This is a genomic window from Thermus aquaticus, assembly GCF_001280255.1.
Taxonomy (GTDB): Bacteria; Deinococcota; Deinococci; order Deinococcales; family Thermaceae; genus Thermus; species Thermus aquaticus.
Window position 1 is genome coordinate 64,471 of the sequence record NZ_LHCI01000106.1, and the last position, 13,462, is coordinate 77,932.

The window sequence follows — 13,462 nt, forward strand, 5'->3', positions numbered from 1 at the left end:
GGTGTAAGGCGCCCCGGGGCCCGGGCCCCAGGGCGCACCCTGTCTAGCTCACTTCTTGATGAAGGTCAGCTCCAGCTCCCGCTGGCCCCAGATGCTGGAGATGATGGCATCGGGGTGCTCGCCGCCCAGGCGGTTGTTCCAGGCGGGGTGGTAGTTGGGCCCGGCGATGTAGATGACGGGGAGGAGGCTTGCCTCAATCTCCTGCATGCGGAAGCCGATCTCCCGCCGCTTCTGGAAGTCCAGCTCCGTGCGGCCGCGGGAGTAGAGGGCGTCCAGCTGGGTCTCCCGGGGGTCCAGGCACTGACCGGACTTGTTCCACATGTGGAGGTTGCCCTTGCAGGGCACCACGTTAGAGCCGAAAGGCCAGTCCAGACCGCCGCCGGAGAGGCCGATGATGATGGCGTCAAAGGGCCGGTCGGGGCCGGAGGAGAGGAGCTGGCCCACCAGGGTGTTGAAGTCAATGGCCTGGAAGTTGACCTTGACCCCCACCTTCTTGGCCTCGTCCACGATGAGCTTGGCGATCTGCTCCCGCTGGACGTTGCCGGCGTTGGTGGCCAGGTTGAACTCCAAGCGGCGGCCCTTGCTGTCCACCAGGAAGCCCTCCCGGTCCTTCCTGGTGAAGCCAAGCTCAGCGAGGAGCTTGGCCGCCTGGTTCAGGTCGTACTCGTACTTGGGCACCTTGGGGTTGATCCACTGGGTGAGCACGGGGTAGACGCTGGTGTACATGGGGGTGCCCAGGCCCCCGTAGACGATGTCAATGACCGCCTGGCGGTTCACCACGTGACTCATGGCCCGGCGGAACTTGTCCGAGCGGAAGAGGCTCTGCTTGAAGGGGTCCGAGGCCTTGTTCCAGTTGAAGACCATGAACTGGCTGGAGGCCACGGGGGAGGCGTTCACCTTGATGGTGGCGTCCAGGCGGCCCGCCTGGATGGCCTGGCGGACCTGGGAGATGTGGTCCACGGTGGCGGGGTTGAAGATGTCAATGTTCCCCGCCAGGAACTCGGCCAGCTGGGCGTTGGTGTCCTTGACGATCTTGATCTCGTAGCGGTCCAGGTAGGGCAGGGGGTTGCCCGCCTCGTCCTTGTTCCACTCGCCGAAGGCGGGGTTCCGCTTCAGGACCAAGCGCTCCCCGGGGCGGTAGCTCTCAATGAGCCAGGGCCCGCCGGAGACGATCTTGGCGGGGTCCTCGCTCAGGGTCCACATCTTCTTGATGCCCTCCGCCCCCTCCCTCTGGTAGACGGGGCCGAAGACGTGGGCGGGCCAGGGCGCAAAGCTGGCCACGCTGAAGGCCTCAGCGTCCGTCTTGGGGTAGATGAAGCGGATGGTGTAGTCGTCTATCTTCCTAAGGACGATGGGCTTGCCGTCAATGAAGAAGGAGTCGTAGCTGTTGGAGCCCACCGCCTTGTCGGTGTGGATGCGCCAGGTGGTGATCCAGTCGTCGGCGGTGATGGGCCGGCCGTCGGACCACTTCATCCCCTTGCGGATCTTGAAGGTGATCTCCAGCTTGTTGGGGCTAATGGTCCAGGACTCCGCCATGTAGGGGATCCAGTCGCCGGTGGTGGGGTCGCGGGTCACCAGGCCCCTGTTCCCCGAGATGATGCTGGGCACGTTGCCGGACTCGGCGGTGATGAAGGGGTTGAAGGTGCGGTAGTCGGAGATCACCGCCGCCCGCAGGGTGCCCCCGCGCTTGGCCTCCTGGGGCTTGGCCACCGTCCACTTCTGGGGCCAGACGAAGGTCTGGGCGCTGGCGGCGCCCGCCAGGGCCAAAAGGCCGATCAGAACCAAAGCTTTTCTCATTCCAACCTCCTCCAAAGGTCTTACGGGGGTAAGGATACCCGCCCCGCCAGGGGGCCGTCAAGCAGACTGGACCGGTATGCGGCCTTTGGGGTAAAGCAGGAGCATGACCCTGCGGGAAGCCCGCTTTGGGGCCCCCTTCCCCCCAATGAACCCCGCCTGTCAGGACCCGGCCTTGACCCCCCGGAGGGTCCGTGGGAAAATCCCTGGCATAAGGAGGTGGTATGAGAGCGGTGGTGATGGAGGCGAGAGGCGGCCCAGAGGTCTTGAAGCCCACGGAGATGCCCACCCCGGAGCCGGGCCCCAAGGAGGTGCGCATCCGGGTCCGGGCGGCGGCCCTCAACCACCTGGACATCTGGGTGCGCAAGGGGGTGGCGAGCCCCAGGCTTCCCCTGCCCCACATCCTGGGGGCGGACGCCAGCGGGGTGGTGGAGGCCGTGGGGCCCGGGGTCACCGCCTTCGCCCCCGGCGACGAGGTGGTGGTGAACCCGGGGCTTTCCTGCGGGCACTGCGAGCGGTGCCTGGCGGGCGAGGACAACCTCTGCCCGCGGTACGAGATCCTGGGTGAGCACCGCCACGGGGCTTATGCCGAGTACTTGGTGGTGCCTGAGGTGAACCTCCTCAAAAAACCGCAAAACCTCTCCTTTGAGGAGGCGGCCGCCATCCCCCTCACCTTCCTCACCGCCTGGCAGATGGTGGTGGATAAGCTCCAGGTGCGCCCTGGGGACGACGTGCTGGTCATGGCGGCGGGAAGCGGGGTTAGCGTGGCCGCCATCCAGATCGCCAAGCTTTTCGGCGGGCGGGTCATCGCCACCGCTGGCTCGGAGGAGAAGCTAAGGAAGGCCCTGGAGCTTGGGGCCGACGAAGCGGTCAACTACACCCACCCCGACTGGTTCAAGGAGGTGCGCCGCCTCACCGGGGGCAAGGGGGCCGACAAAGTGGTGGACCACACCGGGGCCCTCTACTTTGAGGGGGTCATCAAGGCCACGGCGAGCGGGGGCAGGATTGCCATCGCCGGGGCCTCCTCGGGGTACGAGGGGACCCTGCCCTTCGCCCACGTCTTCTTCCGCCAGCTCGCCATCCTGGGCTCCACCATGGCCTCCAAAAGCCGCCTCTTCCCCATCCTGCGCATGGTGGAGGCGGGGAAGCTGAAGCCGGTGGTGGGGCAAGTGCTTCCCCTCGAGGCCGCCAGCAAGGGCCACCGCCTCCTGGAAGAAAGGCGGGTCTTCGGCAAGGTGGTCCTGAGGGTGGACTAAGTACCCCACCGCGGCTTTCGCCGCGGTGGGGGCCCCGGCGAAAGGTTCCTGGGGAAGTTACCAGGCATGGTGGGGCGAGGGAAAGGGGAAACAAGGGTATAAGGGCCCCACCGCGGCCCTTGCCACGGCGGGGGCCCCAGAATGAGGTGCCCAAAAGGTCCGAGGGCTTAGAATGCCGGAAGAGGTGCGGCCATGGAGCACACGGACGTGATCGTCATCGGCGCCGGGCCCGCGGGGCTTTTCGCGGGGTTTTACGTGGGCATGCGGGGGCTTTCCTTCCGCTTCATAGACCCCCTGCCGGAGCCGGGAGGGCAGCTATCGGCCCTCTACCCGGAGAAGTACATCTACGACGTGGCGGGCTTTCCCAAGGTCTACGCCAAGGACCTGGTCCGGGGCCTGGTGGAGCAGGTGGCCCCCTTTAACCCCATCTACAACCTGGGGGAGCGGGCCGAGACCCTGTCCAGGGAGGACGGCCTTTTTAAGGTGACCACGTCGGCGGGGAACACCTACACCGCCAAGGCGGTCATCATCGCTGCCGGAGTGGGGGCCTTTGAGCCCAGGCGCCTGGGAGCCCCAGGGGAGAGGGAGCTGGAGGGCAGGGGGGTCTACTACGCCGTGAGGGCCAAGGCGGAGTTCCAGGGCAAGCGGGTCCTGATCGTGGGGGGCGGGGACAGCGCCGTGGACTGGGCCCTGAACCTCCTGGACACCGCCGGGGCCATCACCCTCATCCACCGCCGCCCCCAGTTCCGGGCCCACGAGGCCAGCGTCCAGGAGCTCATGAAGGCCCACGAGGAGGGCCGCCTCAAGGTCCTCACGCCCTACGAGGTGCGCCGCCTCGAGGGGGACACCTGGGTGAGGCGGGCGGTCATCTTCCACAACCAGACCCAGGAGGAGCTCACGCTGGAGGTGGACGCCGTCCTCATCCTGGCGGGCTACCTCACCAAGCTGGGCCCCCTGGCCAACTGGGGCCTGGAGCTGGAGAAGAACAAGATCAAGGTGGACACCACCATGGCCACCAGCATCCCCGGGGTCTACGCCTGCGGGGACATCGTCACCTACCCCGGGAAGCTTCCCCTCATCGTCTTGGGCTTCGGGGAGGCGGCCATCGCCGCCAACCACGCCGCCGCCTACGCCAACCCCGCCCTCAAGGTGAACCCCGGCCACTCCTCGGAGAAGGGGGAGGAGAAGGCCCCAGCCTAAGGACCGGGGCAAAGGAGGGGGCCCCATGGGCCCCCTTTTCCGCTAAACTTAGGCCAGCATGCGGGTTGCCCTTTTCATTGACGGGTCTTACATGTACCAGGCGGCCAAGCGCCTGGGCTGGAACGTGGACCACAGGCGGGTCATCACCCAGTTCGCCACCCCCGAGCAGCTCTACAACGCCTTTTACTACGTCCCCATCACCGACCCCGAGGACGAGCGCCAGCAACGCTTCATAGACGCCCTGGTCTTTATGGGCTACACGGTGCGGAGCCGCCTGGTGCGGGGAGAGGCCCGGTTTGAGGCCATGATGGCCACGGACCTCCTCACCACCGCCCCCCGCTGGGACCGGGCCGTGGTGGCCTCGGGCTCCGGGGAGCTGGCCCACGCCTTCCAGGCCCTTAGGGCCATGGGCAAGGAGGTCCACCTCCTGGGGGTGCACGAGCTAGCGGACCTGGAGCTTCGCAACCAGGCGGACCGCTTCCTGAACCTGGCCGAGTGGCGGGAGGTATTGGAGAGGACCCCGGGCGGGCGCCGCACCTACGCCGGCTACCCCGTGGAGGCCACCGTGGAGGTACCTCCGGCGGAGGAACCCGGGAAGTAGCCCATGCCGGGCCCCTGGCCCGCCCTCCTTCTAGCCCTCCTCCTCTTCCTGGCCCTTCCCATTCCCCCTTCCCCGCCCGCCTCGCCCAGCCTCCGGGAGCTTCTGCCGTACCCCAGGGCCACGCGGGAGGCTCTGGTGGCCCTGCACCTCTCCAACAAGGCCAGCCTCCACCTCCTCCTGGGGGACGAGGCCGCCCGAGCCTACGACCGCCTCCTGCGCCTGGAGCTCAACAATCAGCTTTCGGGCAAGCGCTCCGCCTTTTCCAAGCCGGAGGAGGCCCTTCAGGCCGCCCGGCTTTGGGTCTTAGCCATAGGCCAGGCCTTGCGGGCCCAGGCGGTGGACCTCCAAGGCCTCCCCACCGCCCCCCACCACGTCCTCCCCCACGCCCAAAAGATCCGGGCGGCGGCGGGGGCCTTGAGGATCCCCTACGGGGTGCTGGCCGCCATCGTGGACAACGAGCAGTACGGGGGGGACAAGGCCCTAGGCCTCTCCCGGGGGGTGCGGGAGGTGGCGGACGGCCTGGCCCAGGGTCTGGCGGAGCTTCAGGGCCAGGCGCCCCTGAGCCGTACCCTGGGCCTAGCCCAGATGAGCTGGGAGGATGCCCTGAAGCAGGAGCCCCGCCTGAAGCGCTTTGGGGCCTGGGACCCGGCCAGGCCCTTCCCCAAGACCGAGGCCGAGGCCAGGAAGGCCCTCCTGGACCCCTACCTCAACCTCCTCTTCACGGCAAGCCGCCTGCGGGGCTACTTCAACGCCCTTCTGGGCCTGCCCCAAGAGGACACCCGCCCCCTCGAGGACCCCTGGCTCTACTACCTGGGCCCCGCCTGGCATAACTACCCCTTAAGGGCCCAGAACCTGGAAACCTGGGAGGACAGCTTCCACGGCTTCTTCAAGGGACTCTTCTATCAAGTGGCCTTAGAGCGGCGCTGGTACCTAAAAAACGGGCGCCTTCTGCCCCTGAAGACCTGGGGACCGGGAGCCTGCCAGGCTCCCCCTTCGCCCACGCCCCTTTACGTCCCCTAAAGCCTCTCCATCCAGGGCAGGGGCTCCCCAGGGGGCAGGACGGGCCACCGCCCCTCGCGCATGTGGCGGAAGATGGCCTCTACCGCCTCCTCGGCCCGGGCCACCCAGGCCTCTGGGTAAAGAGGGCGCTTGGCCAGAAACTCCTCCCGGTCAAAGACCTGGCAGGTGTGGTCGGCCCGGCAGCGGACGTCCAGCTCCAGGTCGTACTGGCGGAAGCCCGCCCCCGTCCAGACCGCCGGGGTCTGGACGTTCCAGTAGTACTCCAGGACCCGGCCCTCCCGCACGTCGGGCCCTCCCGAATACCAGGCCCCGGGGAAGAAGGCCACGTAGGCATCGTGGTCCAGGACTACCCGCCTGCCCTTGCCCTCGTGGTGGAAGACCCCGCCCTGGGGAAGCAGGGTGAGGACCCCCTCCTCCCGCACCTCCACCACCCGGGCCTCCCACCAGTAGTGAAGCAGATCCCCCGGGAACTTGAGAAACTCTACCCGCACCAAGTCCCCGGGGGCTACGGGAAAGCTCACCGCTTGGTGCTGATGCCCAGAACCTTGTACAGGGCGCAGAAGCCGGTGATGGCGGTGAAGAGGAGGACCACAGCCACAATGCCCAGGATCCAGTTCCAGGGAGAGGCCGACTGGAAGGCGAAGTAGAAGAGGATGAGGGCCAGGACAAAGCGGATCACCCGGTCAGTGGTGCTCTCGTTGACGGTCATGCTTTCACCTCCAGACCCAGTATACACCGCCTGGGGCCCTGTGCTAAACTAGCCTAGTGGCGCGGGCCGTTAGCTCAATCGGTCAGAGCGGCCGGCTCATAACCGGTTGGTTGCAGGTTCAAGTCCTGCACGGCCCACCATAGCCCCTTGCCGGGGGCCTTCTTTTTTGCCACACTCGGGGCATGGACCCTCTAGAGGCCTTCCAGACCCTGGACCTGAGGATCGGGCGCATCCTGAAGGCCGAGCCCCACGAGAAGGCCAGAAAGCCCAGCTACAAGCTCTGGATTGACTTCGGCCCCTTGGGGGTGAAGCAGAGCTCGGCCCAGATCACCGAGCTTTACCGCCCGGAGGACCTCCCGGGCCGGCTGGTGGTGGCGGCGGTGAACCTGGGCGTGCGCTCCATCGCCGGCTTCCCCTCCGAGGTCCTGGTCCTGGGGGCGAGGGACGAGAAGGGGCGGGTGGTCCTCCTCACCCCCGAGCGGGAGGTGCCTTTGGGGGAGAAGGTTTTCTGAGGGCCTTCAGCGGGTCCGGGTCACCTTGCCGAGGTGGCGGGGCCGGTCCGGGTCCAGGCCCCGGGCCCGGGCCAGGGCCTCAGCCATGGGGTAGAAGGCCTGGGCCAGGAGGAGGGGGGTGAGCTCGGGGGAGAGGGCCACCGGGAGGCGCAAGGGGGTGTCCGCCAGCTCCAGGGCCTCGGCCTCCCGGGAGAGGACCAGGAGGTGGGCCCCCGTGGCCTTCAGGGACTCCAGGGTCCTCAGCGTGGCCTCCAGGGCCCCGTCCCTCTGGGCCAGGACCAGAAGGGGAAAGCCGGGCTCCAAGAGGGCTTTGGGCCCGTGCAGAAACTCGGCGGCGGAAAGCCCCTCGGCGTGGAGGCCCGCCACCTCCTTCAGCTTGAGGGCGGCCTCGAGGGCCACGGGGTACACCAGGCCCCGCCCCAGGACGAAGAGGTTTTCCGCCTCCACCAGGTACTCCAGGCTCCCCTCCGCCCCCAAAGCCCGGTGCATGGCCTCGGGCAGGGCGGGAAGGGCCTCCTTCAGGTGGGGCTCCTCCAGGAGGTGGGCCAGGAGGTGGACCGTGGCCGCCAGCATGGCGAGGAAGCTCTTGGTGGCCGCCACCGCCCGCTCCTCCCCGGCATGGAGGGGGAGGACCACCTCCGCCGCCTTAGCCAAAGGGCTTTCCTCCCGGTTCACCAGGGCCACGGTGAGGACCCCCGCCCCCCGGTAGGCCCGCACCACCTCCACCACGTCCGGGCTCTCCCCGCTTTGGCTAAAGGCCAGGAGGAGGCCCGGCAGGGGGACCCTGGGCCTTGCCCCGTAGAGGGTCAGCACCGAGGGGGCCACGGAGAGCGTAGGCCAGAGGAGGCGGGTCTCCAAGAGGTACTTGGCGTAAAGGGCGGCGTGGTCCGAGCTCCCCCGGGCGGCGGTGAGGGTAAGAGCGGGAGGCCTCCGCCTTAGGAAAGCGGCTAGGCCCTTCACCTCGGCCTCGTTCTCCCTAAGGAGCCGCTCCACCACCCTCGGGGCTTCCTCCGCTTCCCGGAGCATCCAGGAGGACATGGGTTCAGCTTAGCATGCTACAATCATGCCATGAGCACCCTTCAGGTGAAGAAGGTGCCCGAGGACCTCAAGGCCCGCCTGGTACGCCAGGCCCGGGCCAGGGGCCTCAGCCTGAGCGAGTTCGTCCTGGAGGCCTTGGAACGGGCCCTGGACGAGGCCGAGTGGCGGGAGCATCTGGCCCAGAGGGCTCCTGTGGACCTGGGCCTTCCCGCCGCCAAGCTTCTGGAGGAGGCCCGGGAGGAAAGGTGGCCCCCCTCGTCCTAGACGCTTCCGCCGCCGCCGAGTACCTGCTTCGCACCCCCTTGGGCCGGCAAGTGGCCGCCCTGGTGGAAGGGAAGCGCCTCTTCGCCCCGGCCTTGCTGGACGCCGAGGTCTTGGCCGTGGTGCGCAAGGCCACCCTTTCCGGACGCCTTTCCCCCACGCGGGCTCAGGAAGCCCTGGAGGACCTTTTTAGCTGGCCCCTCTTCCGGGTAGACCACGGGCCTCTGCTTCTCCCCGCCTTCGCCCTAAGGGACCGCCTCACCGCCTACGATGCCCTTTACGTGGCCCTAGCCCAGAGGCTTTCCGCCCCCATCCTCACCGCGGACGGCCCCCTGGCCAGAGCTCCCGGCCTTCCCGTGCCTCTCATCCACCTCCGCCTTTAGGCCCTACTCCAAGCCCAGAAGGAGTGGTATACTTCCACGGATGGACCGCATCATCATCCGGGGTGCTAGGGAGCACAACCTGAAGAACATCAGCCTCGAGCTCCCCAGGGGCAAGTTCATCGTCATCACCGGGGTCTCGGGCTCAGGGAAGAGCACCCTGGCCTTTGACACCATCTACGCCGAGGGCCAGAGGCGGTACGTGGAAAGCCTCTCCAGCTACGCCCGCCAGTTCCTGGGGGTGATGGACAAACCCGACGTGGAAAGCATTGAGGGCCTCTCCCCCGCCATCTCCATTGACCAGAAGACCACCAGCCACAACCCCCGCTCCACCGTGGGCACGGTGACGGAGATCCACGACTACCTGCGCCTCCTCTTCGCCCGGGTGGGCACCGCCTACTGCCCCCAGTGCGGCCGTCCCATAGAAAAGCAGTCCGCCAGCGAGATCACCGACCGCCTCCTCCAGAAGCCCCCAGGCACCCGGGCCATCCTCATGGCCCCCCTGGTGCGGGGAAGGAAGGGCGAGTACCGCAAGCTCTTCGCCCAGCTCATGAAGGAGGGGTACGCCCGGGTGCGGGTGGACGGGGTCATCTACCTCCTGGAGGAGGCCCAGAACCTGAACCTGGAAAAGTACGAGAAGCACGACATTGACCTGGTCATAGACCGGGTGGTCCTCAAGGAGGAGGAAAGGCCCCGCATCGCCGAGGCCGTGGAGCTAGCCCTCCTCCGGGGCGAGGGCCTCATGCGGGTCCTCTACCCCGATTTGGGAGAGGAGGAGCTCTTCTCGGAAAAGTTCGCCTGCCCCGAGCACGGCAGCGTCCTGGAGGAGCTGGAGCCCAGGATCTTCTCCTTCAACGCCCCCTACGGGGCCTGCCCCGCCTGCTCCGGCCTCGGGTACAAGCAGGAGTTTGACCCGGCCCTGGTGGTGAACCCCGAGCTCTCCCTGGCCGAAGGGGCCATCCTCCCCTGGTCCCGGGGGCGGGACACGGGCAGGAGCTACCTCTGGGACCGGCTCAGGGCCCTCTCCGAGCACCTGGGCTTTGACCTCAAAACCCCCTTCAAGGACCTGCCGGAGGAGGCGCAGAAGGCCGTCCTCTACGGACTCCCCGAGCCCTTTGAGGTGGTCTTCCGCCGTGGGGGCAAGGAGACCTTCCGGGTGGAGGTCCACTACGAGGGGGTCATCCCCTGGCTGGAGAAGCGCTACCAGGAGGCCGACTCCGAGGGGGTGCGGGAGGTCCTCGAGGGCTTCATGGCCCTGAAGCCCTGCCCGGTCTGCGGCGGGACCCGCTACAAGAAGGAGGTCCTCTCGGTGAAGGTGGCGGGCAGGAACATCGCCGAGGTCTCCGCCTTGCCCGTGCGGGAGGCTCTGGGCTTTTTCCAGGGCCTCGAGGCAAAACTCCCCCCCTTCCAGGCCCAGATCGCCAGGCCCATCCTGCGGGAGATCGTGGAGCGCCTGGGGTTTTTGGTGGGGGTGGGCCTGGACTACCTGACCCTGGACCGGGCGGCCAACACCCTCTCCGGCGGCGAGGCCCAGCGCATCCGCCTGGCCACCCAGGTGGGCTCTGGCCTCACCGGGGTCCTCTACGTCCTGGACGAGCCCAGCATCGGCCTCCACCCCCGGGACAACCAGCGCCTCATCGCCACCCTCAAGCGCCTCCAGGCCCTGGGCAACACCCTGATCGTGGTGGAGCACGACGAGGAGACCATGCGGGCCGCCGACTGGATCGTGGACATGGGCCCGGGGGCGGGGATCCACGGGGGGGAGGTGGTGGCGGAAGGCCCTCTGGAGGCCATCCTGCAGAACCCCCGAAGCCTCACCGGGGCCTACCTGAGGGGGGAGAAGAAGATCCCCGTGCCCAAAGAGCGCCGCAAGGGCAACGGCAAGTGGCTGGTGCTGAAGGGGGCCAGGGAGCACAACCTGAAAAACGTGACCCTGCGCATCCCCCTGGGCCGCTTCGTGGCCGTGACCGGCCCCTCGGGCTCGGGGAAGAGCACCCTCATCCACGACATCCTCTATGCCGCCTTGGCCCAGAAGCTCATGCGGGCCAAGACCACCCCCGGGGCCTACGAGGCTTTGGAAGGGGTGGAGCACCTGGACAAGGTTATAGAGATTGACCAGTCCCCCATCGGCCGCACCCCCCGCTCCAACCCCGCCACCTACACCGGCATCTTTGACGAGATCCGCGACCTCTTCGCCAAGACCCCCGAGGCCAGGAAGCGGGGCTACGGCCCGGGGCGCTTCTCCTTCAACGTCAAGGGGGGGCGGTGCGAGGCCTGCGGCGGGGACGGCACGGTCAAGATTGAGATGCTCTTCCTGCCCGACCTCTACGTGCCCTGCGAGGTCTGCAAGGGCAAGCGCTACAACAAGGAGACCCTCGAGGTGAAGCTAAGGGGCAAGAGCATCGCCGACGTCCTGGACATGACCGTGGAAGAGGCCCTGGACTTCTTCCAGAACGTCCCCACCATCGCCCGCAAGCTCCAGCTCATGGTGGACGTGGGCCTGGGGTACATGCGCCTGGGCCAGCCCTCCCCCACCCTCTCCGGAGGGGAGGCCCAGCGCATCAAGCTGGCCACGGAGCTGGGCCGCAAGTCCACGGGCCGCACCCTCTACATCCTGGACGAGCCCACCACCGGCCTCCACTTTGACGACGTGGCCAAGCTCCTCTCGGTCCTCCACCGCCTGGTGGACGGGGGCAACACCGTGGTGGTCATTGAGCACAACCTGGACGTGGTGAAGACCGCCGACTGGGTCATTGACCTGGGGCCGGAGGGCGGGGACCGGGGCGGGGAGATCGTGGCCGAGGGCACCCCGGAGGAGGTGGCCCTCACGGGAAGCCCCACCGGGGTCTACCTGGCCCGGATTCCGGAGATCCGGGAAAGGCTCAAGGTGGCCGCCGACTGAGTACCCCACTGCGGCTTTCGCCGCGGCGGGGGCCCCAGAAAAGCCCTCATACCCTTGTTTCCTGCTTCCCTTGGCCCACCATGCCGTAACTTCCCCAGGAACCTTTTGCCGGGGCCCCCAGCATGGGGTGGCATTAGCGGCTGAGGATCCCCAGAAGGGCCAGGTCCAGGGTCTTCTGTAGCTCCTCCTTCAGGTCCCGCTCCGGGGTGTAGGCCGCCCAGCGGAGGGCGGTGAGGAAGTAGAGGTCGGCCAGGGTCCGGCCCATGCGCTCCAGGGAGAGGTCCTTCCTCACCAGATCCTTCTCCCTGAGGGACCTCAGCACCTGGGCGATGAGGTCCCCCAGGGGCAGGGCCTCAAAGGCCGCCTTGGCCCGGATGGGGTCCGGGTTCAGAAGCTCGTAGAGGAGGGGGAGGACCAGGTCCTTCTCCGCCTCGGTGTAGCGGGCCACCTCCTGGAAGATGAAGCGGAGGATGGCCAGGGGATCTTCGCCCCGGGCCAGGCGCCTTTTCACCTCCTCCCTGAGGCCGGCGAGGAGGAGGGCGCCGTACTCCAGAAGCACCGCCTCCTTGTAGGGAAAGTAGTTGAAGAAGGTGCCCCGGGAGACGTGGGCCGCCTTGGCGATGTCGCTGGCCGTGGTCTCCTGAAAGCCCCGCTGGCGGAATAGGGCCATGGCCGCCTGGAAGATGCGCTCCCGGCGGCGCTTTTTTTGATACTCCCTCACGGACATGGAGGTAGTGTACTCCAGTCCAAAGTCAAAGCTCAACCGCTTTCCCGACCCAGTCCGAAAGGGCGGAAAGGAGGGCAAGTCCCCCCTTTGTGGCGTATACCCGGCCTTCCCGCAGGAAGGGCCTGGCCTCCACCCGGTAGCCCATCTCCCGCAGGCGCTCCGCCACCTCCTCCCCTGCCGCCACCCGGGGAGGAAGCCTCCCCGCCTCGGCCAGGAAGAGGTGGGCGTTGAAGCCCAGGAAGAGGACCTCGAGGCCCTCCCAGACCTCCTCCAGGTAGGCCAGCCAGGTGGGGTCTTTGGCGGGGCGCTCGGGCCTTCTGGCCCCCGGGATCAGGAGGGCTTTGGGGGGCGGGGCGGCGGGGAAAGCGTAGGTGGGGGTCCAGACCGAGCCCGCCAGGGCGGGGGTCCCTTTGCGCCCCTTGGCCACGGTACAAGCGGGAAGCTCAAGCCGCCTGGCCCACTCCAGGGCCAAAGCCGCCTCCAGCTCGGAGAACTCGGGAAGGAGGAGGACGGAGAGCACCCTGGGAGCCATTATGGCAGAAGCCGGAAGAGGATCTCCGCCGCCTCCCCACCCCCGCTGCCCCGCTCTCCCAGGGCCAGGAGGATCTGGTTGAGGATCCCCGCTCCAGCAGGCGCCGGCGCAGGGCCTCCATCCCCGAGGCGCTTTGGGCCAGGGCGGGGAAGTCCTCCAGAGGGGCCCGCAGGAGGCCCGCCTGGGGGGCTTTGCGCAGGAAGGCCGCCGCCACCCCCTGGGGCGTGGCCCCGTAGACCAGGAGGTCGTACTAAGTACCCCGCCGTGGCTCTTGCCACGGCGGGGGCCCCAGAAAAGCCCTTCCAAAGACCAGACTTGGGCATCCCATGTTGCGAAACTAAAGCGCGGGCACTTAGAGGCTGTCGTAAAAGGGTGGTATCCTTGAAGGGTGCCTCTTAGACGATGTTACCCCAGCGACCTAACCGACGAGGAGTGGGCCCTCCTGGAGCCCCTCATTCCCGCCCCCAAGCCCGGCGGCCGGCCCGCCAAGGTGTCCAGAAGAGAGATCATGAACGCCATCCTTTACGTCC

General features: G+C 67.7%; 15 protein-coding genes and 1 tRNA gene. 10 read left to right on the forward strand and 6 right to left on the reverse strand.

Features of this window, described 5'->3' with window-relative positions:
• Positions 1-48: 48 nt before the first annotated feature.
• Positions 49-1,797 carry an ABC transporter substrate-binding protein gene (locus BVI061214_RS01300; protein ID WP_053766982.1) on the reverse strand — a complete coding sequence of 583 codons (1,749 nt, stop codon included), beginning with the start codon at positions 1,795-1,797 and terminating at the stop codon, positions 49-51.
• Positions 1,798-2,018: 221 nt separating this feature from the next.
• Between BVI061214_RS01300 and BVI061214_RS01305 the strand changes: the two genes are divergently transcribed.
• The 4 genes from BVI061214_RS01305 (at position 2,019) to BVI061214_RS01320 (ending at position 5,871) form a co-directional block, all read left to right on the forward strand.
• Positions 2,019-3,050 (forward strand): zinc-binding dehydrogenase, encoded by a 1,032-nt coding sequence (locus BVI061214_RS01305; protein ID WP_053766983.1) that lies wholly within the window; start codon positions 2,019-2,021, stop codon positions 3,048-3,050.
• A gap of 192 nt (positions 3,051-3,242) precedes the next feature.
• Positions 3,243-4,250: an NAD(P)/FAD-dependent oxidoreductase gene (locus tag BVI061214_RS01310; RefSeq protein WP_053766984.1), complete on the forward strand. Its 1,008-nt coding sequence runs from the start codon at positions 3,243-3,245 to the stop codon at positions 4,248-4,250.
• A 58-nt stretch (positions 4,251-4,308) separates the two neighbouring features.
• Positions 4,309-4,851 carry a LabA-like NYN domain-containing protein gene (locus BVI061214_RS01315; RefSeq protein WP_053766985.1) on the forward strand — a complete coding sequence of 181 codons (543 nt, stop codon included), beginning with the start codon at positions 4,309-4,311 and terminating at the stop codon, positions 4,849-4,851.
• Positions 4,852-4,854: 3 nt separating this feature from the next.
• Positions 4,855-5,871: a hypothetical protein gene (locus BVI061214_RS01320; RefSeq protein WP_053766986.1), complete on the forward strand. Its 1,017-nt coding sequence runs from the start codon at positions 4,855-4,857 to the stop codon at positions 5,869-5,871.
• Here the strand turns inward: BVI061214_RS01320 and BVI061214_RS01325 are convergent.
• Together BVI061214_RS01325 and BVI061214_RS01330 are read right to left on the reverse strand one after the other, a co-directional pair.
• A complete protein-coding gene (locus BVI061214_RS01325) occupies positions 5,868-6,392 on the reverse strand; it encodes a DUF402 domain-containing protein (RefSeq protein WP_053766987.1) in 525 nt (174 codons plus the stop codon). The two genes, BVI061214_RS01320 and BVI061214_RS01325, sit on opposite strands and share 4 nt — an antisense overlap.
• Entirely contained in the window at positions 6,389-6,580 is a 192-nt protein-coding gene (locus tag BVI061214_RS01330) for a YgaP family membrane protein (protein ID WP_003045232.1), read from the reverse strand. The genes BVI061214_RS01325 and BVI061214_RS01330 overlap by 4 nt, the downstream gene beginning before the upstream one ends.
• Before the next feature lie 63 nt (positions 6,581-6,643).
• Between BVI061214_RS01330 and BVI061214_RS01335 the strand changes: the two genes are divergently transcribed.
• Positions 6,644-6,720: transfer RNA gene (locus BVI061214_RS01335), tRNA-Ile, on the forward strand.
• A gap of 42 nt (positions 6,721-6,762) precedes the next feature.
• A complete protein-coding gene (locus tag BVI061214_RS01340; protein ID WP_003045234.1) occupies positions 6,763-7,092 on the forward strand; it encodes a tRNA-binding protein in 330 nt (109 codons plus the stop codon).
• Positions 7,093-7,098: 6 nt separating this feature from the next.
• On the opposite strand, the gene BVI061214_RS01345 is transcribed toward BVI061214_RS01340, so the two are convergent.
• Positions 7,099-8,130, reverse strand: a complete 1,032-nt coding sequence (locus BVI061214_RS01345; RefSeq protein ID WP_053766988.1) for an SIS domain-containing protein — start codon at positions 8,128-8,130, stop codon at positions 7,099-7,101.
• A 30-nt stretch (positions 8,131-8,160) separates the two neighbouring features.
• On the opposite strand from BVI061214_RS01345, the gene BVI061214_RS12825 reads away from it, so the two are divergent.
• The 3 genes from BVI061214_RS12825 to uvrA are packed head-to-tail and all read left to right on the forward strand — an operon-like array spanning position 8,161 to position 11,673.
• A complete protein-coding gene (locus BVI061214_RS12825) occupies positions 8,161-8,394 on the forward strand; it encodes a FitA-like ribbon-helix-helix domain-containing protein (RefSeq protein WP_053766989.1) in 234 nt (77 codons plus the stop codon).
• Entirely contained in the window at positions 8,376-8,774 is a 399-nt protein-coding gene (locus BVI061214_RS12830; RefSeq protein ID WP_003045239.1) for a type II toxin-antitoxin system VapC family toxin, read from the forward strand. Before BVI061214_RS12825 ends, BVI061214_RS12830 begins: the two co-directional genes overlap by 19 nt.
• A gap of 40 nt (positions 8,775-8,814) precedes the next feature.
• On the forward strand, positions 8,815-11,673 hold the full coding sequence (uvrA, locus tag BVI061214_RS01360; protein ID WP_053766990.1) for an excinuclease ABC subunit UvrA: 2,859 nt from the start codon (positions 8,815-8,817) through the stop codon (positions 11,671-11,673).
• Positions 11,674-11,806: 133 nt separating this feature from the next.
• On the opposite strand, the gene BVI061214_RS01365 is transcribed toward uvrA, so the two are convergent.
• Both BVI061214_RS01365 and BVI061214_RS01370 read right to left on the reverse strand, forming a co-directional pair.
• Positions 11,807-12,400: a TetR/AcrR family transcriptional regulator gene (locus BVI061214_RS01365; protein WP_053766991.1), complete on the reverse strand. Its 594-nt coding sequence runs from the start codon at positions 12,398-12,400 to the stop codon at positions 11,807-11,809.
• Between the two features lie 25 nt (positions 12,401-12,425).
• A complete protein-coding gene (locus tag BVI061214_RS01370) occupies positions 12,426-12,920 on the reverse strand; it encodes a hypothetical protein (RefSeq protein WP_053766992.1) in 495 nt (164 codons plus the stop codon).
• A gap of 400 nt (positions 12,921-13,320) precedes the next feature.
• Here BVI061214_RS01370 and BVI061214_RS13165 point away from each other — a divergent pair.
• A partial coding sequence (locus BVI061214_RS13165) for a transposase (RefSeq protein WP_162208001.1) occupies positions 13,321-13,462 on the forward strand: 142 nt, incomplete at its 3' end.

Bases quoted from the DNA above. Each gene is read 5' to 3' on its own strand.
- BVI061214_RS01305 (WP_053766983.1), top strand. From the start codon at position 2,019: ATGAGAGCGGTGGTGATGGAGGCGAGAGGCGGCCCAGAGGTCTTGAAG.
- uvrA (WP_053766990.1), top strand. From the start codon at position 8,815: ATGGACCGCATCATCATCCGGGGTGCTAGGGAGCACAACCTGAAGAAC.
- BVI061214_RS01330 (WP_003045232.1), bottom strand. From the start codon at position 6,580: ATGACCGTCAACGAGAGCACCACTGACCGGGTGATCCGCTTTGTCCTG.
- BVI061214_RS01365 (WP_053766991.1), bottom strand. From the start codon at position 12,400: ATGTCCGTGAGGGAGTATCAAAAAAAGCGCCGCCGGGAGCGCATCTTC.
- BVI061214_RS01345 (WP_053766988.1), bottom strand. From the start codon at position 8,130: ATGTCCTCCTGGATGCTCCGGGAAGCGGAGGAAGCCCCGAGGGTGGTG.
- BVI061214_RS01320 (WP_053766986.1), top strand. From the start codon at position 4,855: ATGCCGGGCCCCTGGCCCGCCCTCCTTCTAGCCCTCCTCCTCTTCCTG.
- BVI061214_RS01340 (WP_003045234.1), top strand. From the start codon at position 6,763: ATGGACCCTCTAGAGGCCTTCCAGACCCTGGACCTGAGGATCGGGCGC.
- BVI061214_RS01310 (WP_053766984.1), top strand. From the start codon at position 3,243: ATGGAGCACACGGACGTGATCGTCATCGGCGCCGGGCCCGCGGGGCTT.
- BVI061214_RS01315 (WP_053766985.1), top strand. From the start codon at position 4,309: ATGCGGGTTGCCCTTTTCATTGACGGGTCTTACATGTACCAGGCGGCC.
- BVI061214_RS12825 (WP_053766989.1), top strand. From the start codon at position 8,161: ATGAGCACCCTTCAGGTGAAGAAGGTGCCCGAGGACCTCAAGGCCCGC.
- BVI061214_RS01300 (WP_053766982.1), bottom strand. From the start codon at position 1,797: ATGAGAAAAGCTTTGGTTCTGATCGGCCTTTTGGCCCTGGCGGGCGCC.